The 23112-nt window shown below is 43.9% G+C and carries 32 protein-coding genes and 1 pseudogene; 11 read left to right on the top strand and 22 right to left on the bottom strand.

What is annotated here, in order from left to right:
- Window positions 1–53 precede the first annotated feature (53 nt).
- A complete protein-coding gene (locus MHI45_RS03230) occupies window positions 54–506 on the top strand; it encodes a hypothetical protein (RefSeq protein WP_144024249.1) in 453 nt (150 codons plus the stop codon).
- A 233-nt stretch (window positions 507–739) separates the two neighbouring features.
- Here the strand turns inward: MHI45_RS03230 and MHI45_RS03235 are convergent, their stop codons facing one another.
- Window positions 740–1246, bottom strand: a complete 507-nt coding sequence (locus tag MHI45_RS03235; protein ID WP_076109515.1) for a hypothetical protein — start codon at window positions 1244–1246, stop codon at window positions 740–742.
- Between the two features lie 852 nt (window positions 1247–2098).
- Here MHI45_RS03235 and MHI45_RS03240 point away from each other — a divergent pair.
- On the top strand, window positions 2099–2566 hold the full coding sequence (locus tag MHI45_RS03240; RefSeq protein ID WP_076109514.1) for a hypothetical protein: 468 nt from the start codon (window positions 2099–2101) through the stop codon (window positions 2564–2566).
- Window positions 2567–3312: 746 nt separating this feature from the next.
- Here the strand turns inward: MHI45_RS03240 and MHI45_RS03245 are convergent.
- The 3 genes from MHI45_RS03245 to MHI45_RS03255 form a co-directional block, all read right to left on the bottom strand.
- Complete coding sequence (locus MHI45_RS03245) at window positions 3313–3702, bottom strand: hypothetical protein (RefSeq protein WP_083675499.1); 390 nt, start codon at window positions 3700–3702, stop codon at window positions 3313–3315.
- A gap of 14 nt (window positions 3703–3716) precedes the next feature.
- A complete protein-coding gene (locus MHI45_RS03250; RefSeq protein ID WP_144024248.1) occupies window positions 3717–3923 on the bottom strand; it encodes a hypothetical protein in 207 nt (68 codons plus the stop codon).
- Window positions 3924–4008: 85 nt separating this feature from the next.
- Complete coding sequence (locus MHI45_RS03255) at window positions 4009–4206, bottom strand: hypothetical protein (RefSeq protein ID WP_179091692.1); 198 nt, start codon at window positions 4204–4206, stop codon at window positions 4009–4011.
- A gap of 272 nt (window positions 4207–4478) precedes the next feature.
- On the opposite strand from MHI45_RS03255, the gene MHI45_RS03260 reads away from it, so the two are divergent.
- Complete coding sequence (locus MHI45_RS03260; protein ID WP_179091691.1) at window positions 4479–5837, top strand: hypothetical protein; 1359 nt, start codon at window positions 4479–4481, stop codon at window positions 5835–5837.
- Between the two features lie 457 nt (window positions 5838–6294).
- Here the strand turns inward: MHI45_RS03260 and MHI45_RS03270 are convergent, their stop codons facing one another.
- Together MHI45_RS03270 and MHI45_RS03275 are read right to left on the bottom strand one after the other, a co-directional pair.
- A complete protein-coding gene (locus tag MHI45_RS03270) occupies window positions 6295–6429 on the bottom strand; it encodes a YjcZ family sporulation protein (RefSeq protein ID WP_218642517.1) in 135 nt (44 codons plus the stop codon).
- 194 nt (window positions 6430–6623) lie between these two features.
- Complete coding sequence (locus MHI45_RS03275) at window positions 6624–7031, bottom strand: hypothetical protein (protein WP_076109512.1); 408 nt, start codon at window positions 7029–7031, stop codon at window positions 6624–6626.
- A gap of 382 nt (window positions 7032–7413) precedes the next feature.
- Between MHI45_RS03275 and MHI45_RS03280 the strand changes: the two genes are divergently transcribed.
- Complete coding sequence (locus MHI45_RS03280; protein WP_083675498.1) at window positions 7414–8175, top strand: hypothetical protein; 762 nt, start codon at window positions 7414–7416, stop codon at window positions 8173–8175.
- A gap of 335 nt (window positions 8176–8510) precedes the next feature.
- Here the strand turns inward: MHI45_RS03280 and MHI45_RS03285 are convergent, their stop codons facing one another.
- On the bottom strand, window positions 8511–8723 hold the full coding sequence (locus MHI45_RS03285; RefSeq protein ID WP_083675497.1) for a YopX family protein: 213 nt from the start codon (window positions 8721–8723) through the stop codon (window positions 8511–8513).
- 422 nt (window positions 8724–9145) lie between these two features.
- Here MHI45_RS03285 and MHI45_RS03290 point away from each other — a divergent pair, with 422 nt between their 5' ends.
- A complete protein-coding gene (locus MHI45_RS03290) occupies window positions 9146–9337 on the top strand; it encodes a hypothetical protein (protein ID WP_076109510.1) in 192 nt (63 codons plus the stop codon).
- A gap of 113 nt (window positions 9338–9450) precedes the next feature.
- Here the strand turns inward: MHI45_RS03290 and MHI45_RS03295 are convergent, their stop codons facing one another.
- From MHI45_RS03295 to MHI45_RS03310, 4 genes are all read right to left on the bottom strand, one after another.
- Window positions 9451–9684, bottom strand: a complete 234-nt coding sequence (locus MHI45_RS03295) for a hypothetical protein (RefSeq protein ID WP_076109509.1) — start codon at window positions 9682–9684, stop codon at window positions 9451–9453.
- Window positions 9668–10000, bottom strand: a complete 333-nt coding sequence (locus MHI45_RS03300) for a hypothetical protein (protein ID WP_076109508.1) — start codon at window positions 9998–10000, stop codon at window positions 9668–9670. The genes MHI45_RS03295 and MHI45_RS03300 overlap by 17 nt, the downstream gene beginning before the upstream one ends.
- Window positions 10001–10003: 3 nt before the next feature.
- Window positions 10004–10423, bottom strand: coding sequence for a hypothetical protein (locus MHI45_RS03305; RefSeq protein WP_076109507.1), 420 nt, complete (start codon window positions 10421–10423; stop codon window positions 10004–10006).
- 121 nt (window positions 10424–10544) lie between these two features.
- On the bottom strand, window positions 10545–11351 hold the full coding sequence (locus tag MHI45_RS03310; protein ID WP_076109506.1) for a hypothetical protein: 807 nt from the start codon (window positions 11349–11351) through the stop codon (window positions 10545–10547).
- Window positions 11352–11463: 112 nt separating this feature from the next.
- On the opposite strand from MHI45_RS03310, the gene MHI45_RS03315 reads away from it, so the two are divergent.
- A complete protein-coding gene (locus tag MHI45_RS03315; protein ID WP_144024247.1) occupies window positions 11464–11664 on the top strand; it encodes a hypothetical protein in 201 nt (66 codons plus the stop codon).
- A 16-nt stretch (window positions 11665–11680) separates the two neighbouring features.
- Here MHI45_RS03315 and MHI45_RS03320 read toward each other — a convergent pair whose 3' ends face one another.
- On the bottom strand, window positions 11681–11812 hold the full coding sequence (locus MHI45_RS03320; protein WP_256718041.1) for a hypothetical protein: 132 nt from the start codon (window positions 11810–11812) through the stop codon (window positions 11681–11683).
- A 98-nt stretch (window positions 11813–11910) separates the two neighbouring features.
- Between MHI45_RS03320 and MHI45_RS03325 the strand changes: the two genes are divergently transcribed.
- Together MHI45_RS03325 and MHI45_RS03330 are read left to right on the top strand one after the other, a co-directional pair.
- A complete protein-coding gene (locus tag MHI45_RS03325) occupies window positions 11911–12051 on the top strand; it encodes a hypothetical protein (RefSeq protein ID WP_179091689.1) in 141 nt (46 codons plus the stop codon).
- 88 nt (window positions 12052–12139) lie between these two features.
- Entirely contained in the window at window positions 12140–12340 is a 201-nt protein-coding gene (locus tag MHI45_RS03330; RefSeq protein ID WP_076109505.1) for a DUF6199 family natural product biosynthesis protein, read from the top strand.
- Window positions 12341–13279: 939 nt separating this feature from the next.
- Here the strand turns inward: MHI45_RS03330 and MHI45_RS03335 are convergent.
- From MHI45_RS03335 to MHI45_RS03345, 3 genes are all read right to left on the bottom strand, one after another.
- On the bottom strand, window positions 13280–13957 hold the full coding sequence (locus MHI45_RS03335) for an HNH endonuclease signature motif containing protein (RefSeq protein WP_076109503.1): 678 nt from the start codon (window positions 13955–13957) through the stop codon (window positions 13280–13282).
- 62 nt (window positions 13958–14019) lie between these two features.
- Entirely contained in the window at window positions 14020–14193 is a 174-nt protein-coding gene (locus tag MHI45_RS03340) for a hypothetical protein (RefSeq protein WP_179091688.1), read from the bottom strand.
- 20 nt (window positions 14194–14213) lie between these two features.
- The gene (locus MHI45_RS03345) at window positions 14214–14417 is read right to left on the bottom strand and encodes a hypothetical protein (RefSeq protein ID WP_076109502.1); all 204 of its coding nucleotides are present in this window, start codon (window positions 14415–14417) and stop codon (window positions 14214–14216) included.
- A 126-nt stretch (window positions 14418–14543) separates the two neighbouring features.
- On the opposite strand from MHI45_RS03345, the gene MHI45_RS03350 reads away from it, so the two are divergent.
- From MHI45_RS03350 to MHI45_RS03360, 3 genes and pseudogenes are all read left to right on the top strand, one after another.
- Entirely contained in the window at window positions 14544–14762 is a 219-nt protein-coding gene (locus MHI45_RS03350) for a helix-turn-helix domain-containing protein (RefSeq protein ID WP_083675496.1), read from the top strand.
- A 13-nt stretch (window positions 14763–14775) separates the two neighbouring features.
- Window positions 14776–15093, top strand: coding sequence for a hypothetical protein (locus MHI45_RS03355; protein WP_076109501.1), 318 nt, complete (start codon window positions 14776–14778; stop codon window positions 15091–15093).
- A 230-nt stretch (window positions 15094–15323) separates the two neighbouring features.
- Window positions 15324–16052, top strand: a pseudogene (locus MHI45_RS03360) (tyrosine-type recombinase/integrase).
- 135 nt (window positions 16053–16187) lie between these two features.
- Here the strand turns inward: MHI45_RS03360 and glnA are convergent.
- The 7 genes from glnA to MHI45_RS03395 form a co-directional block, all read right to left on the bottom strand.
- Window positions 16188–17516, bottom strand: coding sequence for a type I glutamate--ammonia ligase (gene glnA, locus MHI45_RS03365; RefSeq protein ID WP_038593006.1), 1329 nt, complete (start codon window positions 17514–17516; stop codon window positions 16188–16190).
- Between the two features lie 30 nt (window positions 17517–17546).
- Window positions 17547–17957 (bottom strand): MerR family transcriptional regulator, encoded by a 411-nt coding sequence (locus MHI45_RS03370; RefSeq protein ID WP_036656080.1) that lies wholly within the window; start codon window positions 17955–17957, stop codon window positions 17547–17549.
- Between the two features lie 83 nt (window positions 17958–18040).
- Window positions 18041–19294, bottom strand: a complete 1254-nt coding sequence (locus tag MHI45_RS03375) for a methionine gamma-lyase family protein (protein ID WP_076109500.1) — start codon at window positions 19292–19294, stop codon at window positions 18041–18043.
- A 156-nt stretch (window positions 19295–19450) separates the two neighbouring features.
- On the bottom strand, window positions 19451–20737 hold the full coding sequence (gene hflX, locus MHI45_RS03380; RefSeq protein WP_076109499.1) for a GTPase HflX: 1287 nt from the start codon (window positions 20735–20737) through the stop codon (window positions 19451–19453).
- Between the two features lie 63 nt (window positions 20738–20800).
- On the bottom strand, window positions 20801–21772 hold the full coding sequence (locus MHI45_RS03385) for an AAA family ATPase (protein ID WP_076109498.1): 972 nt from the start codon (window positions 21770–21772) through the stop codon (window positions 20801–20803).
- A gap of 101 nt (window positions 21773–21873) precedes the next feature.
- Window positions 21874–22530: a YdcF family protein gene (locus tag MHI45_RS03390; protein WP_076109497.1), complete on the bottom strand. Its 657-nt coding sequence runs from the start codon at window positions 22528–22530 to the stop codon at window positions 21874–21876.
- Between the two features lie 3 nt (window positions 22531–22533).
- Window positions 22534–23088: a DUF402 domain-containing protein gene (locus tag MHI45_RS03395; protein ID WP_038593019.1), complete on the bottom strand. Its 555-nt coding sequence runs from the start codon at window positions 23086–23088 to the stop codon at window positions 22534–22536.
- Window positions 23089–23112 lie beyond the last annotated feature (24 nt).

Consider the following 23112-nt stretch of genomic DNA (forward strand, 5'->3'; position numbering starts at 1 on the left):
TCTATCATTCAGTCTCATAAGCTGTATTAGCTATGAGAGGATAGGTGAATCATATGAGTATTCAATTTTTAGATATGCGTATTGCTCAAGATAGCACGTCTGATACACCAGCGTTAGGGTTAAGTTCATCTTCTTTTCCCTACACGTTTGGAGATATCGGATTACAGACAACAAGTGTTTCCCCTGAAAATGTTGGCTTGGTCCGGGTGACATCAAATGCATATGCCCGTCTAACGTTATCAGCTTCTTCAAGTTCAACTGTCGTCCCTAATGCTACCTATACCATACTGCGAAACGGTACTCCGGTCTTTTCCACCGTCTACCAAAAGCCAGCTACGCAATTTGAGACTATCTATGAAATGAGCGGACTGACCGCCGTTGACTACTCTCCTGCTGCAGATGTACTTTCAGGTCAAATCAGATATACCATTTATGTAGTCACTAATTATGGCATCACTTTAGGAGCAAGATGCTTCAGTGGGAGCGCAGTAGCAGGTAATGGGTAATAATCTTTTAGTGTGTATCCCCGGAGACTATGGGGATATTTTATTTAGTCACATCTATAATCTCATCTATCTTGATCCAATCCCCAATCCCCCCGGTACATTGATAACATATTTCCCCTTTAGAATAATCGTCTGATACGAGTGGCTTCTGCGCAGCATGGTCCAAATGTGCAAAAAAAGAACGTCCGCCATGGACGTTCCCTAAATTTCTTTATTTGTCTACGCCATTTCAGCTAGTTAGGCATTACACTTTCTGTTTTACGATCCTTACTTGCATGTAATGTTTTCATTGCAAATCTTGCTATCGGCTGCGCAACCAACAGTTCAATCCAAAATGCTATCCCAAAGTTTCTTGGCCAGATGTGAAGGAAGTTTTTAAACGGTTCTAGGCTTATTTGTTTGGTCCCAACCCATGTACCGATAATCGATAATAAAATAGATAACACTGTGACATTCAATAAAGTATTCAATAGAACCCTAGCATTAAATCCATCGGTTTGTCCCATGAATATTGGCATTACTTTCCCAACCAACGGTCCTGCAACTAATCTTACCAATAAAACTACGATTATCCACATGAACGGAATAATCTTTAGTGTATCTATATACACTTCCTTACTGAAACCAAGTTCCAATCCCACAATAATAGGAGCAATAGTATTTACTGAAATAATTGAAATAATCAATAAAAATAATATACCTTCTTTTGCGTTTCTAGGCAGTCTTGTGTCTCCATGCATGTTTGTCATCTCCGTGAATAATATTTCAGATGGCAGACGTATCATGAGACATATATTTTCGGTCAATAAAAAAACCGATATCTCTACACACTGATTTAATAATCATAACATTTTCATCAAATGAATGTAAGACGTTCTACTGAAAATGTATTAGATCCCCCTGCTGGTTACTTCAATAATAAGCATTCGTAGTACGGTCCAGACATGCATATCTACAAAGGAGATGTCATATGCGTTTTCTCCACGCGCGGTATTTCGGTTTTCAGCTCATACTGGCTATCCCCCTTCTTATTAAGTAAAGCACATGTTATATAATCTTAAGATGGTAGTATTTGGAGTATGGAGGTGTTTACTTGACTACTACTACATGGATATCCATTATGATAATAATCATCGTAGCTGCTGCAACTTTGATCCTAAAGCAGAGCTCCTTCATTCTAGTAAAGAGTCACTTACTGATCTTTTTCCCACTCGTGAACCTGGGTGCGATTTATGACTTAGGTCGCTTATAATGGTCTGAACACCACTTAATACCTTGCTAATAAAGGTTTTTTAGAATGTATTTCATTCTTTCTATTATATGTGGGCGTTTTGGGGGCGCTATTGTGGGCATATATTATGTTGTCACTTCCCATTATGAGGAGGCTGAACTATAGATACCATACCCCGCCAGTAAACTGACGGGGCTTTGATTATGTAGTCATATCTATAATCAATTCTTTTTTGATCAAGTCATAACCAAATATTTTATCATTTTGCCATATTTATCCTTATAAATACAGTTCCACCTATCACGTATTTGTTTTAAAATAGTAAAGTATCCCATTTTTATTAAATAGGAGGAAGAGGAAAATGAAAAAAAAGTTTGTGTCCGCGCTTTTGTCGGTAGTAGTATCACTTTCTTTCGCAACCGCTGCCTTTGCGCAAGATGAAGCAGAACCCAATAACATCCCTGCTCAAGCTAGCGCTATAACCAACATGAAAGTTGGCGAACTTGAGGGGCAATTCTTTTTGCATGGCTCCATTTCTTCATCGGCCGATAATGATTTTTATGTCTTTCCAGGTTTGTCGAACTACAAACAAACTCTTACAATCTTGAACGATTCGCCAAGCCCTATGAATTACTTAAACTTTAGTGTTTATCGTTATTTTGATTTAATAAATGGAAAGCCCCCTATTGTTGAAAAGATTATTGCACCGAGCTCAAGCGAAAAGATTGGATTCGTACCAGTCCAGGGGGAATTATATTGTGTGAGAGCGTATCCGGTAGGCTTTGGAAGCCCATTTGATTACACATTCTATGCTGTTTATTATCCTTGAAAAATATAGAAAATGAAACTAGGGCAGCCCTCAATAATGACTGCCCTATCCCAGGCCAATACTGAAGGTCCCGCCAGTATTACTGACGGGGCTTTGTTTATGCAGACCGACTAACTCTTTTTAAATATGCACAAGCAATCGACCCTTCCTCTCACAAAATATGGCATCTACTAAGAGAGGTCAGGTGAATATGATGAGTATTCAGTTTTTGGATATGCGCATCTCACAGGATAGTGTAGTTGATACACCAGGTATTAATTTAGTTTGGTGTCATTGGACTTCAAACCTCAAATGTTACACCTGCAAATGCAAGCTTGGTAAGGGTCACTTTAAATGCTTATGTAAGGCTTAGTGTTGATGTTAGCGTTATAGTTCAGAATGATGTTACTTTTAGCATCTACCGCAATAATACATTAATCTTTAGTACAACGTACCCGGGAAACATCAATAAACAAGGGACCCAATACAAAATGGTAGGAATAACCGCTGTTGACTTCCCGCCGGCTAGTGATGTGCTTTACAGGCCAAATTCATATACCATTCTAGCATCAGCCATTAGGACTGCAACTCTAAGAGCAAGAAGTTTCAGTGGAATTGCAGTAGCAGGTAATGGATAATGATCGTTCAAAGTAGTGTCCCCGGAAACTTCGGGGATTATTTTTTATCACATTATTTAAGATGATCCTTTAACACTTCTCCGAGCTCAGTTGTATACTTGGTCAGCCGCAGGCTAATCTCAGGTCGCATTACATCGCGAGTAAGTCTGAATCGTTCCTGGTATCCCGGCAAAATATTTTGTGATAAGAGATAAATTCATCTTGCTCATCCGCGAAAAATTTAATATTCCGCTGCTTCAGCTCTTTTTGCAGTCGATAGGTATCCTGCATGATCCGGCGCTGTATTGCCTTCCCGGCCATTAGAAGGACATTGCCGGAATGCTCGATCTCCTTAAGGCTCTTACTCACCATTGTATCTATATGTGGCAGTAAAATGAGATCCCGGATCATCTCGCGCTCATCATTCGTGAGCATCTTACTACCGGCTCCCTCGTCCTTATCCCTCTGATCGTACTGATCCACATGATCGGTAAGTAGCATCTTAGTTTTCCACCGCTCATTGCTATCCAATTTACTCATTATGTACTGCCCCCTTAGTGATTCATCCAGTAATCTATGTTAGGTCCACGCCCGGCGCTCTGTGCGCCTCCCTGCGGTGATGTATCGTACGGTACGTTACGTTCCCACCCCTCAATTATTACGGCCGTCTCAATAGGTGCAGACGACTCCCATAGTATATATTGCTCCGCTGCCAGCGCTTTGAACCCCTTGATTATCTCCGCAGGCCGCCGCCCGCTCAATCGTCGCAGCTCCTTAATGTTGGGCATCCGTCTAAAATGATACCGGAACTGAAATATGATCCTCAGCAACTTACGCGGAGTATCATCAAGCATGCCGCCGTTCCTGCGCAGGTTGCCATGATAAGACACTGGCTGCCAGGAACACTCGCGGTGCGCCTGTGGTCAGGCATGTAGCCCGAATACGTCCGTCACGAATGCCGTTTACTTCGATCTTGCGCTGAGTGATCTTCCCCGCTTTGTCCAGATATATGATTTCGATGGTTTGGCCGATGCTCATCTTCATGATTGATCGCCTCCGATAAAATAAGAACATTTGTTTGTATTATAACCAAACAAATGTTCGTTAAACAATAATGAGTATATTCCACAGCTCCCACAATTATGTACATTAATAGAACATGATCTAATTATTCCAAATATAAGTATTTTTGTTTAGACATATTCATCCATGAACGTTAAAATTCACTCATGTAAATTATAGGAAAGGCAGGGTTGCTAAGACACCAGAATGAAATTTCTATAAGAAGAAAATATACATAATAAGGGGTACAACAAATGAAAAGATTACGGACTTTCGCTCTGATTATTCTACTTGTTTTCTCATCCTTATCTGTAGGATCTGCTGCATCAGCAACAGCATCGAAAGCAATGGTACGAACATCAATTTTCAATCCAGCATTTAATACTCAATCTATCTTCCTTATATCTAGCTGGGGGATTGATAAAATGCTGGTCTACACTTCTGATACTGAGTATGTGGAGTATTCTGTATTCAAAACCACAGATCCACACTATTTCAATATTCCTTCAACATTAATCACAAAGATAGAAACTTATTACCAAGCCGATAAAATGTCATGGTCTGCAGGTCCGTATCTTTATGCGGGAAGAGATAAAACCGGTGCATCCGTAGCAGTTAGTAGTAGTAATACTGAAGTGCCACAACCAACCAACACTCCAACTCCTACTGTTGAGCCGTCACCGACAGTGACACCAACACCAACCGATATCGTACTCGGTAAATTATTCACACTTGGTAGTGGAATAAATACAGGAAATATAACTACAGATAAACTAACAGACGAAAATGTGGCTACATTTGGACAAGTTGGAAATTACAAATCATCTACTACAGGATTCTGGATTAAGTTACCTGAAGAATACTATATTTCGAAATTCAAAGTAGAATTTGCAAATGGGGGAAATCAAGCTTTCAGTGCCTATTTTTATGATGAAAAGGGTACTGAAATCAAACTATCTCAACGCGTTATTGGAGGAGAAATATTAACTAAACAAGAACTTTCCGTAAACGTAGACAAAGTACGTTATATCTTTTTAGGTAATGCGGGTAATGATCTAAAAGTATATGATTTTAAAGTATATGGTTATTTAACAAACCAACCTACGCCAACACCGTTACCAACCGCTACACCTGAACCAACAGTTTCTCCAACACCTAGTCCTTCGCCGACGGCTTCTCCGACAACAACTCCGTCTCCGACAGCTACACCGGACCCAACACCTACTACTACGCCTAACCCGACGCCAACTGTGACACCTACACCAACTGCTACAGCTACGAGTACGCCAGTTCCAACGGCTACACCTACACCAACCACGACTCCAAAGCCAACTGTTACTCCAGCACCAACTCCGACACCAGAACAACCAGGTGATCGAGCTATACTGGTGATTACGATGACAAATGGAGTAGAAAAGGAGTACGATCTCCCCATCGCTGAAGTAGATGCATTTTTAACCTGGTATGATGCCCGTGATGCAGGTAGAGGCCCTGGGATGTATGCAATTGATAAACATAGCAACAACAAAGGCCCCTTCAAAAAGCGTAAAGATTATGTCGTATTTGATAAAATACTAACCTATGAAGTAAGTGAGTATACAACTTCCGAATAATCTTTCCCAGGACTTACCTCCTCTTTCCCTTTTAGCCAAGCGCTATAATTGGATAGAGGAGGTTTTTTATGTTTATTTTCCCAATGTTATTACAAACTACTGCTGGTCCATTCAGCCACAATGATTATATTTTGAACCAAAGATAGACGGACACCGGCTGACTTTCTCCTAGGAGGCCGGGAAAATCCGGAGCCCCGGCTATGAGGAACTGAACCAAATCCGGCATGCTGCGGAGTCCGGTATTTACAGAATTTATCGTATAAATAGAAAAAGCCCGCCGACCAGTTTAGGTTGACAAGCTTTCACTTTCCCAAACGATATGCATTTAGATAAAGCACGTACTAAGAATAATAACCAACAAGATAAACAGAACCAGAATTGCAGTGGTAGAAGTAAAGCCACCATATCCCCCAGCAAATTCACCCATTACAGTCTCCCCTTTGTAATTGAATAAAATTTAGAATATACAGGCTTTTGTAATGATGACCAACAAGATAAAGAGTACCAAGATTGCACCTGTCGACGTAAAAGGACTAATACATTTAACTTCTTTTTCATGTCCACAGCCATATCCTCCAACAACTCCACTCATTCGTTATTCCTCCTCTGCAATTGGATACAACTTAGAATATGTGGGATTTTTATCTGTGCTTGGGTAAATAGGAATCGAATTATGGGGGAATGAACACAAAACTGGCTTGTTGCGGAGTCCAGTGTTTACTGAGTATTTTTATATAAACAGAAAAAAAGCTCGCCGACCAGTTAAGGTTGACGGGCTTTTGAAACTCATCCAATCGATATTCCAGAATAGGTAACCGGTCCAGTAACACTGGCAGTATTCAGTAAAATATTGAGACTGTTATTGGCCACGCCTAAAGAATATGCATGATACCCTTCTGGAACGCTTCTATCCAAATATGAAATAGTAATAGGTTGAATTGCTGAAATCGAAAGTCCACTAGCTCCCACATTGAAAATAGGTTGTCCATCTCTGTACAAAGTGAAAATCACACTTGGAACACCCAATGTCGTTTGAAAACCAATAGTTGTATCCAGTTGAACACTTCCACTTGCTACGGTAGCTAGTCCAAACTCAGCTAAGATTAAATTTTGAGCCGGCGCGAGAATGGGAATGGATACCGTTTGGCTTCCTGTTGTCGCAGTACTACTTCCTACATCTATGATTTGTGCCATGTTAAACTACCTCCTCTTTATTTATACTCATAGAGTATGCAAAGAGAGGAATTTTGATTGGACAGACGATGATAACTTCAACCTATTTTATGTATGCTCTAAATTCAAATCGTTCTCGCACAAAATGGGTGCCTGCAATCATAATCGATTTCGGAATATATCCTGATGTTAGTGTTTGTTGGATACACTTCTTTATATCAATAAAATTTATGGCCCCCTACCGGGCCGAGTTCGCAAGTAACTTATTCACCAACTGGAATAAAAAAGAAAATGTCTTCATCCACTCACTTTATTGCAGATATATACATATATGTTTAGACAACCCTTGTTATTTTTGTAAAGTAGGTGACTATAATACATACTAAGGAGTGCAACTAAACAAATGAAAAGAAAGAAGATCGTTCTTATGTTTCTACTAATTTTCACTGTAATTCCTTTAAACGGTGCCTTTGCTCAAACTGGTGGTATTTTTAATGGTTATGCTGTGACTCATGGAGATTGGGATTATCGTACTCAAACTTATGCTTTCCGAGAAACCATTAACTCTATTACTGATAATTATTTAAATACTGGCAAGGGGTTATCAAATGGTGGTACACTTAACTCTTTTCAATTTGACTTAGGAACTCGAGAGACAGCGAATATAAATGGATATTTCTTAAAATCTTTCGCAGCTTCTGATAAGTTTGAAATCAAGTTTTTGGATAGTAAAAATAAAATTATAGCAACACACTCTGATATTGTTACAATTGGTGTTTTGACTAGTTTAGGAACTACATATTCCGAGGTAAAATCTATTGTTGTAACAACAACGAGTGGAGCTAGCGTTTATGAAATTGACTTTTTTGGTTCGGTAGTTCCCTCTACCCCTGAACCAACAGAAACACCTACAGCAACACCGACAACAGCGCCGTCTCCTACACCTACGGCTACACCAGAACCAACAGTTACACCAACACCAACGGTTACACCAACTACTACACCATCTCCAACTCCTACAGCCACGATAACTCCGAAACCAACAACAACACCAGAACAACCGACTGGTGATAGAGCTATTCTCACGATTACCCTTATTAATGGAGTCGAAAAGGAATATGATCTATCCATTGCTGAAGTTGATGCATTCTTGACCTGGTATTAACGCGATAATGAGTTTTTGGTCACATTAACGACGTGGTTGTTACTTTTGATTGGCGGTAATTTATAACATGCGGCTACCGCTAATCCGATTGCCATTGTTACACTCTACCCAACGGTAATCTCCCGCTGTCCAAAACCTTGGGCTGCCTGGGAATCATTGTCCTGACTGTTCAGTTCAGACTGCAGATCCTGCAAAAACTTAATATCGGTGCTCATATCCTCTTCTCCCGCTTATACCTCTGACTGTTCAAGCAATTCCAGATTATCATACTTGTTACCAACAATCTCACCTTCAACAGAGATGTAGATGTAATCTTCGATGATGCGCTTTCCGCCCTATCTCCATCCATGTTCTTCGAAATCAATAACTTCCGTGTGGTAAGTCGTGCTGGTGTTCTCAGAAGTCTCGTAAAGATCCGGAATCTGTACGATGTCTCCTTCATAAATTTCCCGATCATTATTGTCCTTCAATCCGGTGTGTTGACCGACTGTCTTTGGATCAATCGAATACTGCGGTAAACTATTTGAGAATAGATTTATTGGAATGATATATAGTCCGTATGGCGTCTTTACTAAGTTTCCGAATGCCTCGTATAAGTGGAATAAACACTGCCTTTATTTGCCATATTTGCAAACCTAACGCCTTCCGTTTTTTCAGGAATAACTTCGTTGCATCCCAAACATTTATGAGGCTTCCGTGTTTTAACTACCTTGTCAAGTAGAACGTCCATCTTACTTATCCTCCCTTGGTGGGAGAGGAGGGCTGTAACCTCCTCTATCCCCTTATGTCATGTATCTTCGAACTGTGCATCATCTAATGGAACCATTTTCAGAAGCCGTTTTCACTACGTCTTTCGTATTTGTGTTTATTGCGTTATGTCTTCCGAAAGTCACATAGCACTTTTAATAATGAAACCTGCCTTTGGTACAATTCGTATTAATTGTTAAATATTTTATTGAGGATGGTTATTATGAATCAAGAAAACTTAACTTGTAAAGCTTGTGGAAGTACTACCTTTGCTAAAGGTGAAGTGAACGCTGTGGATGCTAGAGTAATGCCAATCGGTAAAACTTTTTCTTTTGGCTCCCCGGTTATGTATACATTTTGTAAAAAGTGCGGAGAAGTAGCCTCAATTAGAATTAAAAATCCCGATAAATTTTAAACCCTAAAACGAGCTCTTTTGGAAATCGCCAGTGAGCAGTTTGCGTCTACTCTGCCTTTGGGAGAGGAGGGATACTCCTACTCCCTTAATGATCTGGTGTTTCGTACGGCGCATCATACTATCAAAGTTCCAGCGTTACCCACGACAGTCCAGACACCATCTGGATAAACGTCCAGCCAGTCCCCGAGTCCAATAATCGTATTCTGAACTGCCAGTCCTCTTACGCCCGCTTTATTTTCCGTTTGGACGACTAACGCCATTTCTCCAGTTTCTTCGTCTTTCAGCACGTCATGCTCCTGTATAAGCTTGCCTGCTGTGTCGTATCTAGGTTCAACTATTCTGCTCATTCTGTGACCCTCCTTCATAATCTGGAAGCTCAACCTTCCCGTTCTCGTCGTACACATCAAACAACTCGCCGCAGGCCTTAAGCGTGGTTTCCCTCAGCTCAATGATTCGCTTAAGCGTCTTGCAGGTGTACACCTTCATGCCTTGGTAGCGCCCAACAATTCCTTTAAATCCGCCGCGATAGAAGCGAGAGAACTCGCGGGCCTTGTATACTGCCCGATCTTCGCTCATGAATTTCCGCTCCGGTATGATGTTACCGTTAGTTAGAGGAATGGGCGGAATCGTCTTTTCCTCCGGCTCCTTGCGTAAATAGTACATATGCTATTTCACCCCCTGCATCGTGATATATGCCGCCTCTGCCCTCTCTCGGGGTCTTGCGGTAAGCAGTTCGGCAATTGAATATCTCATCGTTTTATTCCAAACCGCTGTGTCCTCAACGTCTTCATCAGGCTGTCCCCATTTGACGATTGCAAGGTTCTGCACATAGGCATCAGCATCTTTAGCTATGGCTGCTGACTGTACCTCTAGAGAGGCAGCAGGGTCAGTGCAGTAGTCAGAAGCGCCTGCCCATGCGTATTGTTCGCTTTCCCAGCCTCTTCCGTCCGTATTAATACAATGTCCCGATGAATCCTGTAACTCATAGGCAAATTCACCCTCAGAGACTTTGACTACCTTACATCCCATCAACTCCGCCAGCGCCCGGTTAAGCTCCGGGTTGGTCATTGTCTGTATCTGTGTCACGGCTGCGTCTCCCACCCTTCGTTACATTTAACACACTGAAATCTATGGTGTGTTGGTTCATCTGGTACTTGATGTACAGCCGGTTGCCCACATCCACACCAGAGGCGAGACAATTCATCCCTCAGTGTTGTCCGCAATTCATGCAGCAGGTGGTGTTAATCACAAATTCATTATTAACGGTCTGCACATTTGGGTTGGAACAGCAGGACGATTGCTCAATTTCCAGTGCTGCCCGACCGCGTTTCCCCACATCCTGCAGTACAAATGATTCCCATTCATCAAGGCTGTCATCTGCAATCAGCGTGTAATTTCCCACCTCGTAGTTCCCAATATCCCCATGCCATGTCAGTTCCTCCCGTTGCCGGGCTATGGTCTGTTGTGCCTCCCAAACCTCTTTGTGCCGTCTGGACATTACAGAGTAGCAGTTGCCTACGGCGATCCTATAAGCATCAATGGTCTGCTGTGCCTCTGCCAGCGCCTTCTCCAGATCTAACTTTTGCTCAGTTACAATGCTTAATGCTCCTGCTGTAAATTCCAATGTTTCCTGGACGCATTTGTAATTCGTTTGTGACTCTGCCAACTCAACCTTGCATTCGTCCCATTCAACGGATAGGGGATATACACTGTCCCGGCTCGCCTGAAGCTTAACTTCCAGACGCTTGTTCTGTTGCTCTGCCTCTTCTAGAGTAGCCAGCGCGCGCTCGTCCTCAGCCGGCAGTATTACCTTCTGCAGAAATTCAGGTGCGAACGATCCGCTGTAGCCTTCGAGGAATACAGAATCCTGTGCGATTACTCCCTTCCCTCGCGTAAACTGATCTGTTTTGCACGTCCATATCTTTCCGGGGTGTTCCTCGGATTCAATGCAAGTGTGCATTACAACCAGGTCACCCTTCTTGAGCTTGTTCTCTTCTTGCCGTTCTGGTGTCATGATATAAGTCTCCTTCGTTGTTAGATGATGTATTTTTTTTTGAAACACTAACTTATTTAATGAACTGTTGTATAATCTAAAATGAGTTAATCCTAGTCCTGAGGTGATCGTTATGAAAAAAATAGTGATTGTCTGTAGTGATCTACACCGAAATAGAACATGTGATGAAGACTGTATTAATTTGATGGAACGAGCAATGTTAAGCTTAGGTATGACGGGTAAGAAATATGAAAGAGTTTTTTCTTGGTATGGCGAACCAGTCAGAATAAAAGTAGACAAAGATACTGCTAATTTTTTGAAATCCATTTTTTAGATTTAGGTTGATCGGACTACTTCTTCAGATATTCAGTAGCAAAGCCGCCGCCGTATCCCTCAAGCCTCACTACCTCGTAACAGTTGTGCATGATCACCTTGTCGCCCGGCTTCAGTCCAGATTTCTTCATCTTTGGTTGTTTTGTCATATCGTTCATCTCTCCTTATGAGCCTATGCCCTCTCGAAACTAATCTTGATAAGTCACGTACAATTGTTAAATAATTGAAAAAGGGTGTTGTATGTTGAATGGAAAGAAAAGAATGCTATCTGCACTTTTTATCTTTTGCCATTGTTTTCGACAACATTGTAATAAGTGGCGGATTAGGAATTGTATTTGGAGTAGCCATGTATCAGGCGGAAAAACCTAAGCCCCCTAAAGATAAGTAAGTTTCCCCCTCCCTGGGGCTATGACAGCCCCTAAATGTGCAACCTCATTTGCTCAGTCTGAGTAATATTAATAAAGGAGCTGGTAAAAATGGTGGTCTTCGCTATACTTTTCATGTTGCTTGCGATACTGAATATTTTCTTTCCGGCAATGGGTTGGTACATGCGTTATGGATGGATGGTAAAGGGTGACTCCGAACCCAGTGATGCCTATCTCATCATGAGTAGAATAAGCAGTGTTATCGTACTTATTGTCTTTCTCATATTCTTTGTGCCTTTAATTTTTAGTTAGGGGCTTGCTGATCCCTTAAATTAACTGCTGCTGTATAATTGCCGTCCGCCGCTTAGACAGTTCGACGTACTCCGGTTCTTTCTCAATACCGATAGAGAATCATGTCGATTGTTTTGCTTTCGATGGTGGGTATTATCTCCAAGCAGTCGCCTTGAAGAATCACAAGCATCCTCCTCTCTGTATGTTGTCACCTTGTAGGATCAATGGGTTATCTCCTTCCTGGCGGTGTTATGCCTCTTTATTTATTCGCAATAATGAATAATCCATATTATGGTATAATTTATCTGGAATTAGAAAACAGAATAGTGAGGTGCTATTCATGGAATATTTAACCATATTTTTCATCATTCTTGTTACTGGTTTAGCGTTCATGTCAGTGAAGAGCAGAAATTCTCGCAAGTGATATGAAATTTATTGAATGGCGCCGAAAATACGGCGCTTATTTATTTACTAAAATCTCTTCCTCGGTGTTCACCTCTCCCTGACAGCGGTCATATGCCTCTCTCTCCCCGGACCTACATTCTGTACACATGCAAGCCGGAGTGGGCAACGCCCGCAATTCGATGCGTAATTGTCCTCGCATAATTCCTTAGCTGCTGGGCTGAGTTCAGTCATATTTAGCACTCTTTCTCGTTGTTATATGAAATATTTGTAATTTCACTTCGCTTTTCGAGATCTGGACTTCCATTCCTTTTCCCGTTTTTAAGCTATCTGATCGATCATGTCTGTTACCTGTGTTCGAATGAACTCTCTGCAATAGTCTGAACTTACACAACACGTTGTCGCTTCGCTGGAGATACATGCGATGAGATAATCAACCTCTTCTAACTTTCTGTAAAGTTGTAGTTCATGGGATTCGAATATCGGTCCCATTTCTCTTTTATTGGTAAGATTCTGCCGATAAGCAGTATCTCGAACATTAGCCATTTCGATCAACTCCTAATCTTCAAAGCGTTCACCATAGCTATAAACCTTCGGTTCTTCTAGTGGTCTGCCGAATACATCCGCCATTAGCGTTGCAAATACTGCCATATCCTTATCCTCAAATAATTGGAGCAAGCAAACCTCTTTCCCCTTCAAGTTCCGGCCAGCTGCTGCAGATAAGAGATCTACTACTGGTTGTATCTGATTTTCACGTTGCTGCTTTTCTTGTTCCTTCTGTTGCTGAACAGCAAGCTTATGATTGTATTCGTCCCAATCTTTTTCATCAAACCAGAAGTGATCCCCGTATTTGTCACGGAATACCGATATCCAGTATTGCAAGGCTTCTTCATTCGTTTGGATGGCATCATGACAAGGCCAGCACAGTCTTAATCCATTGGTCTTCACACCGCGACCTTTCCGTCCTTTGGGCATAACATGATGAGTTGTGTCTGATGGAGCGCATTTGCATATAGGACAAGTACCACTGGATTCGGCAATGATTTCAGCAAGTACATCGTCATTAAACTCGCCTCGATCTTTAGAACTTTGGCCTTTTTGATGATGAGCAAGGAGACCTTTCTTCCATTCTGGAACTTCCTTCTTAGTCTTTGGTTTATTAGATCCCAGACTGCCGTAGGTCTTTTTCTCTTTAATCTGCTTCTCGGGCTTCCAGAATGTTTTGTGTTCTCCCATGCTCTTTTGCACCTCCTATGTATGAATTTTATTTCTTGAATTATCCGGTTTCGCTACGGGATTCAGGAAATTCGTTCCAAGTAACCAGCCTTCTCTAATGTTGAATAATGACGTTCACGTTCGGCTGCGGTGAAGTGAATTGGCAGTACACTGTGCGCTGCATAAAAGGCAATTGCTTCTCTAATTGCTTGTGGTTGATCCTCCAATTTTGCAAGGTTGACCGTTTTTGTATCCATAGGAATCTCCTTTCTCTGGGTCAGGAGTTTTTTCCTGAAGTATATAGTTTCTCTGGCAATTCAATGAACTTGTGCTCAAACGTCACACCCTTATCAATCCAAATATACAATCGCCCCTTCCCTGCTTCTTCGAATGCCTTCGTATGCACCAGCCCAATAGGGTATGTATACTTCGGCTGCAATTCATCTCTTACATAGGCTTCAAGTCGAGTAATTAAATCCACAAGTTGTCCCTCCCTTTACTAAATGGTTACTACATTCCGTTATTCCGTATCGTCAACACATAAATTACGAAATTGCGTAATTTCGTGTCTTGTGATAGAATCAACTCATTGGAGGTGGAAGAACGCATGGTGTCGATAACCATTAAAGTCCAAGAACTATTAGATGAACGCGGTATGTCTCAAAAATCTTTGGCCGAGAAAACTGGGATTCGCAAAGCTGCAATAAGCGAAATATGCAATAACATGCGTACCTCAATAAATCGGGAACATTTAGAAAAAATAGTTTTAGCTTTAGGGCTCACGAGTATTGAACAATTAATGCATCTTGATGTAGAAAATGATTAGGAGAGTATGAATAATGATTAAGCAAACTCATTTTTGGAATTACAAGAAAGAAAAAATAGTCTTTGATGTTATTTGTAAGGATTTCGAAGACAAGAACGAGTTAGTTAATTATTTCGAAACCCAGATTGATGATGAATTCAGCAATGTTGTAGTGATCCTGGGTGAGGAAATAAATCTTCGTCTTGACCATCTCTTTGATGAAATTAATAGGCATGCCATAAGTGAAAAAGAAAAAGAAAAATATAGAGAAAAAGTTCGTAAAATATCTAAGAGATTAACGGGTAGAACCATAGTGAAAAGACATTTTAGGAAAGTTCGGAATAGAGGTTAATTCTATGGAGCAAGAGGAATATATCCTCTATGCTCCTTTTGTTTTTCTGGATGGTGTAATATGCGGCTTACTATGATAATCCCAGAATGTATCTTGCGGCATCTCACGGTATTTCTGCAGTTCTTCGTCGGATAGGTCACAGCATGAAACCTTTATCTTGAGGATTCGTAGCCGAAAGGCTATTTCCTATACACAAAAAAGCGAACAAACATTCTGTTGGCAGGAGTGAAATGGCAAGTTTTAAGAAGCAAAGCACAGGCTGGGAATATCGTATTCGTTACAAAGACCCCATAACTCAGAAATTTAAAGAAAAGTCGCAACGCGGCTTTGAGACCAAGAAGGAAGCCCAGCTTGCAGCGGCAAACGCAGAGAGGAAAATATCAGAAGGTTATGAACAGACAGATTTACCTCTAGTCGATTATCTGGAGCAATATGTACAGGAGTACAAGGTTGGTACAGTCCGGAAGAATACTTTGATTCAGCATCAGAACAATATCAAAAACCATATCAAACCTTACTTTCAGGCTATCATGTTCCGAAAAGTACAGCCGATTGGTTATTAAAAATTTCTAAATCATCTTGGCGAAAAATACAGCAAAAGCACCGTTGAAATTACCCATAACACTATGAACAGTGCGTTGGAAAAAGCAGTTACTCTCGGGAAATTGGATAAAAATCCATGCAGGGGGGTTTCTATTAAAGGGAGAGTTAAAGCGAGGGGCCCTAAGTCTTCCCTCTTTAATTCCTTTTCGCGAATTCTTAAGCGTGCAGAGCTTCCATCAATGCCGATCCACTCTCTGAGACACACCCATGCTGTGCTACTCCTAGAGGCAGGCAATGGTATGAAGTATGTACAAGAACGATTGGGACACGGCAGCATGAGAATTACTGCGGACGTCTATTCCCACGTTTCCAAAAAGATTGAAGCGAGCAGTATGGAAAAGTATGAAACCACATGAAATCCATCCTCGAATAGACACCTCAAAATATTTGTGGGCATTTTGTGGGCACTATTAATTTAAGAGTCCTTCACTACTCCCACGCCCACAAAAAGAAAAACCCCCAGCGCTTAGAGCGCCAAGGGCTGCTGTATTCTAGTAAAGAGTCATGTACTGGTCTCTTTCCCACTCGTGAACCTGGGTGCGATAGATATCCCACTCGATTTCTTTCAGTTCATAGAAGTGAGCCAGCGCATGTTCGCCGAGGGCTTCGGTGATGACATGGCTGCGGATCATTTCGTTCAACGCTTCCTTCAGATCGGATGGCAAGCTAGGGATGCCTTCTTCAATCCGCTCTTCTTCTGACATCACATAGATGTTACGGTCGATTGGAGCTGGAAGATCCAGTTGGCGCTTGATGCCGTCAAGACCTGCCTTCAACATTACAGCAAGTGCAAGGTAAGGGTTAGCAGCCGGATCCGGATTGCGGACCTCGATGCGAGTGCTCAGCCCTCTGGAAGCAGGGATACGGATCATCGGGCTGCGGTTGCTGGCGGACCATGCTACGTAGCAAGGCGCTTCATAACCGGGAACCAGACGTTTGTAAGAGTTCACTGTCGGGTTCGTGATTGCAGCAAACGCACGGGCATGCTTCAGAATACCTGCCATGTAGTAACGGGCTGTCTTGCTCAGGCCAAGTGTGTCGCTCTCATCGTAGAACACATTCTCTTTGCCTTTGAACAGGGATTGGTGAGCGTGCATACCGGATCCGTTCATTCCAAAAAGTGGTTTAGGCATAAAAGTAGCATGCAGGCCGTGCTGGCGGGCTACCGTCTTCACGACAAGCTTAAAGGTTTGAATTTGGTCAGCAGCTTTGATGGCATCAGCATATTTGAAGTCAATTTCATGCTGGCCGGAAGCAACTTCATGGTGGGAAGCTTCGATTTCAAAGCCCATCTCTTCAAGAGTCAATACGATTTCGCGGCGGCAGTTCTCTCCAAGATCCATCGGCGCCAAATCGAAATATCCGCCTTGGTCATTCAATTCCGTAGTTGGGTTCCCTCTTTCATCAGTTTTGAAGAGGAAAAACTCAGGTTCAGGTCCAACGTTCATCGCGGTATAACCCATTTCTTCGGCTTCTTCCAGACAACGCTTCAGAATACCACGCGGGTCTCCGGCAAACGGTGTTCCGTCAGGCATGTACACATCACAAATCAGACGAGCAACCCGGCTGTCAGTCACCCAAGGGAAGATTACCCATGTGCTGAGGTCGGGATAGAGATACATGTCGGATTCTTCAATCCGGACATAACCTTCAATGGAGGAACCATCGAACATCATTTTATTGTCGAGCGCCTTTTCGAGCTGGCTAACAGGAATCTCTACATTTTTGATCGTTCCGAGCAAGTCGGTAAATTGCAGGCGAATAAAACGGACGTTTTCTTCCTTGGCGATGCGCATAATATCCTCTTTAGAAAAGCTCACTATACCCTCTCCCTTTCATGTCTCTTTATGTTATTTATTAAAAAACCGGGAAAGTTCGCCTTGAATAAGAGAGACTTGTCCCGGTCTTTTACCGGAAACCAGTTCCTGCTTCAGCAAACGATGAAGCTGTGAATCGGACAACTCTCTACGTCTAACCTCTGTATCAGGGGTAATAACCGTAGCTTCTTCGGATTCCTTCGTGACTGGGTTCATCACCTGCTTGATGCCGGCAATGTTAACACCCTTCTCGATTAATGCTTTGATTTCCAACAGGCGTTCCACATCATTAAATGAGAACAAACGCTGATTGCCTGAGGTACGAGCGGGCACAATCAGACTGTGCTGCTCATAATAACGAATTTGTCTGGCAGATAAATCGGTTAGCTTCATTACAATACCTATAGGAAATAGTGCCATATTTCTGCGGATTTCATCACCCATGACTCATCCAACCTTCCAATGATCTTTTTCTCATCTCATTGTACATTTCCTGGTTTCGCGTGTCAATGGTGTGTGAGTTTTTCTTACAGAAGATTTCTATCCCGCATACTTTGCAGCGCCATCAACACACCGTACTTCACATGAGAATAGGTTAATCCGCCTTGCATATAGCCAATATAGGGCGCCCGGATCGGCGCATCCGCAGATAACTCCAAGCTGCCACCCTGGATGAACGTTCCTGCCGCCATAATGACAGGATGTTCATAACCAGGCATATCCCAAGGCTCTGGCACAACATGGCTGTCAACGGCTGCAGCACGTTGAATCCCCTGCACAAAGGCAATCAGATGCTCCGGCCCGTCAAAAGCAACCGCCTGGATCAGGTCCGTACGCGGTTCCTCCCAGGCTGGCTTGGTCGTAAACCCGCAGCGCTGAAAGACAGCAGCTGCAAAGATACTGCCTTTGAGCGCTTGCCCCACCGTGTGTGGAGCCATAAAGAGCCCTTGGTAGAGTCCGCGTGTTGTTCCCAGCATCGCGCCCACTTCTCCGCCTATCCCCGGTGCTGTGAGCCTGTAGGCCGCCAGCTCGACAAGATCGCTGCGTCCGCAAATATATCCGCCTGTCTCAGCGATTCCCCCACCCGGATTCTTGATCAGTGAACCTGCGACGAGGTCGGCTCCCACCTGGGGAGGCTCAAGCTCTTCCGTAAATTCTCCATAACAGTTGTCTACGAACACGATGACATCCGGTTTCAACCTTTTCACTTTTGTTACCATATCGCCGATTTCTGCGACCGTAAAGGAAGAACGCCAATCATAGCCACGCGATCTTTGGATTCCGATAACTTTTGTATGGTCATTTATAGCGAGCGCTACTTCGTCCCAATCTACTTTCCCTTCACCGGTTAAAGCGGTCTCACGGTAGCCGATCCCAAAATCGGCCAAAGAGCCTGTCCCGTCACCGGGCTTGCCAACTACTTTATGCAACGTATCGTATGGGCGTCCTGTGATGTACAGCAATTCGTCTCCTGGACGCAGTACACCAAAAAGCGCCGTAGAGATGGTATGCGTACCAGAAGCAAAATGAGGCCGAACCAGTGCCGCCTCCGCACCGAATACCTCGGCATATACAAGATCCAGCACTTCACGGCCCCGGTCATTATAAGCATAACCGGTAGAACCCGCAAAGTGAAAATCGCTCACCTGCTGCCGCTGGAACGCCTCAATAACCTTCCACTGATTGTGGTCCACTATCCGGTCCAGCTTTTTTACCGCACTTTCAATTTCAAGTTCTGCAGCCTCTGCCGCATGTAAAATATCCTCTGCAAAAACAGCCATTTCCCCTTGTTCTCCCCTTACATTACATTTACTTAACATCAAGAATTAGCCCCACACAGTAGGATTCGGCTTCGAAGACCGAAGGAGATATCCATGCTTTGTGGGGACACTCAATGCATTCCTTAATTTATTTTGAGACTTGCTCAAAATGATGGTCTATTCCTGCACTACGAACTCCGCTAACTTGTAGCCCCATTTCTCATAATCCTCTTTGTTTAAGCGGACATTGTAGAGCACATCATTCTCGTCGTACTGCTGCTCCAACACCTCGCCTACACGGTAGAGCAATGAAGACAGGTCACCACGGTCACCTGGAATCCGGAAGGTCAGAGTATCCCCTGCCAGCGAATCTTCGATGATCTCCCGGATCAGAGTTAGATCTTCAGGGTTAAAAGCACTGATCTTTAAATATCCCGGACCTGCAGGAAGCATCTCCAGCTGTTCCGGCTGACAGATATCGCTTTTGTTGAACAATGTAATTTGCGGCTTCCCGGCAGCACCCAGATCCGTGAGAATGGCTTGGACAACCTCCATTTGTTCCTCACGCATTGGAGAAGAGGCGTCGACTACATGCAGCACCAGATTCGCTTCATTCACTTCCTCCAGAGTGGCACGGAAGGATGCCACCAGATCATGCGGCAGATTCTGTATGAATCCAACCGTATCCGTTAACACAACCTCTTTGCCTGACAGGAGCTGCAGTACACGTGAAGTCGGGTCAAGTGTAGCGAACAACTGATTCTCAATATATACATCTGCATCCGTGAGCTGCTTCAACAGCGTCGATTTGCCTGCATTTGTATATCCGACAAGGGCCACCTGTACGGCACCGCTCTTGCGGCGGCGTTCACGATGCAGCTCACGGGTCTTCACCACTTCGTCGAGCTGGCGTTTCAGTTCATCAATCCGGTTGCGGATGTGCCGGCGGTCCGTCTCCAGCTTGCTTTCCCCTGGTCCTCTTGTGCCGATACCGCCGCCGAGTCTGGACAGGTTTTTACCCTGCCCGGAGAGGCGCGGCAGCAGATAGGAGAGCTGTGCCAGCTCTACCTGAATAATACCTTCCCGCGTCTTCGCCCGTCCGGCAAAGATATCCAGAATCAACTGGGTGCGGTCGATAATTTTCAGATCCAGAGCTTCCTCCAGATTGCGCACCTGCGCTCCGGACAGCTCCTGGTCAAAGATTGCCGTATTCGCACCGAAACCATCTGCAGCCATCCGCAGCTCTTCTACCTTCCCCTTGCCGATGAACCATTTGGAATCAGGAGTTTCCTTGTTCTGGCGCAGCACGTCCAGCACTTCGACACCGGCTGTCTCCGCCAGCTGCACCAATTCTTGCAGGGAAAGCTCCGGGTCGATGCCGGTGCGCTTAATTTTGTCCGTTACCAAACTGACTAATATTGCCCGGTCCTGGATATCTGTTTGTGTATCATGTGTTGTCGTCATGCATTCAATGCTCCTTATCTCCATACCCCACTGAGGTATATCATCCGTTAATCATATTTTGTTTTACAGCTTAAAATCTTCAGCCCGCAGTGTCATCAGCTCCTGCTTGCCGGGGCTGTTGCTCTCGTACTGGTTCAGCAAGCGTACTGCTTGTGCACGCACGGATTTCTCAATCGAATTGCGCACAAAGCGCGCATTACTAAAGGCATGAAGGCTCTCCGTCTTCTCCACCAGCAAATGCTGCTTTAACTTGAGTATCGCCTGCGGCATCAAAATATAATCGCGTTCCTTGGCCATAAGTTCGGCAATCTGCAGCAGCTGATCAATCGTATAGTCGGGAAATTCAACCTGTATGGGGAATCTAGAAGGCAGCCCCGGATTGCTCATCAGAAAATAATCGATCTCGCCGGAGTACCCGGCCAGGATCAGCACAAACTGGCTGCGGTGATCCTCCATGGATTTTACCAGCGTATCGATGGCTTCCTTTCCAAAATCCTTATCTCCACCGCGGGCAAGACTGTAGGCTTCATCAATAAATAGGATGCCTCCGAGCGCCTTTTTCACCAGGTCACGTGTCTTCTGGGCGGTATGTCCAATATATTCGCCGACGAGATCCGCTCGCTCTACCTCGATCAGATGCCCCTTGCTTAATACACCCATCCGCTGGAACAGCTTGGCAACAATCCTCGCTACCGTCGTTTTACCGGTTCCGGGATTACCCTTGAAGACCATATGGTAAGCCTGGCCGCCACTGGCAAGCCCTGCCTCGCTGCGCATCTGGGCGATCTGCAGAAGCGCATATATCTCAAATACAAGCTCCTTGATATTATCCAAGCCAACAAGACCATCAAGTTCCCGGCTTAACTCCTGGAACAGTCCGCTATGGCCGTGATTTTTGGGGAGCGCGGCTCCACTGCTGCTGTCGCTCACCGCACTGCTCATCGGAGGGGGATCTTGATTCCGCAGCACAATATTGATTTGCCTTGACGGTCTGCCTTCCTCCCGCCCGCTTGCTGCCGCTACGCGTCCGTTCACCTTATTCACCTCATTATCCAGGGCTGACTGCTCTAAGTAAGTCTATTCCGGTACATGAGGTCTTATTAGCAGTTTCAGGATTTTTATACTTGGCAGATGAATTACAGAAATAACTGCTGAAGCTTCCATTTGGTGTAGGCCAGGATTTCACGGGATTTATACTTGGCCATCGACATCACCTTTGACTCGGTAAGCCCCAGCTCAGGTGCAGCATAGCCCAATTCTCTGGCAATTTCTTGCGCCCGCTGTCCATGAAAAGTATGCGTAATAATAACCGAAGACGTCATCCCCTCACGCTTCATAATTTCCTGGCTGAACAGCAGATTCTCGTACGTGCTGGTAGATTTGTTCTCCATAAGGATATCTTCTTCCGGCACACCTTGCTCCACCAGATAATTCCGCATTCCTTGACCTTCGGTAAATTTGTAGTCCGGATCGTCCAGCCCCCCCGAAACAATAAAGGTGCTGAACATTCCCTCCCGATAGAGCTTTAGCCCGTAATCCAGCCGTTCCTTCAGGCCGGGGCTTGGCTTATCCCCCCACATGGACATGCCGAGAATAATACCTGCATCCGCTTTCGCCATGGGTGATGTTGTAGCTGCACTGTTAATGTTATTAAACACAACTGCACACCATAGGAGGCCTGCTGCCACAATCGTTATACCTGCAATAAGCAAGTTGCGCTTACGCCGGGAGCGGCGTTTTCTGGACACTTTGCGTATTGGAGATGAACCTCTTTGGTAAACGTACCATTCCATTTTTTATTTCCTCCTGAATTCTCCGTGATGGAACAATTCGGCACGATGCTTCAGTGAGAGAGAGAAATAAGGAAAGGCATGTGCGTCAATACTGCGTAGAATGCTCTTGGCTGTTGCCCAGGCCAGATTATAGTCGCTGTCCGTAATGTCTTCCCTTTCCAGCGCTTCCTCAAGTTCATCCTCATCCAGCAAAAACACCTCTCCGTTCCAAAGCACCACAACGTCCAGGTACAAATCATCAAACCATGGAACGCCTTGATCCGTGACGCCTTGAACTTTGCAGGTGTCAATGTACCATTGTACGATATTCTGTCGTTCGTCGAACATAGCCGTCACAATATAGTGGCTATCCTTGGGAAAATATTGCAGCCAAGAATATCCTTTGTCCGCTATGCGGTATGTATGCCTTCCATAGCTCTTCCACAGTGGTTCCTTCAGCCCGTAAATCGTATAAAGAGTGATATAACCGCTGAATTCCCGGGTTTCCACATAGCGGCAGGCGAAATGTCGGCGCGTAATCCGGCGCCAGTTGGCCCGGTCTCCGAATTTACGTTTCATATGAATTACCCTCTCAAGAAATGG

The organism is Paenibacillus sp. FSL H3-0321 (genome assembly GCF_038002865.1).
Taxonomy (GTDB): Bacteria; Bacillota; Bacilli; order Paenibacillales; family Paenibacillaceae; genus Paenibacillus_AQ.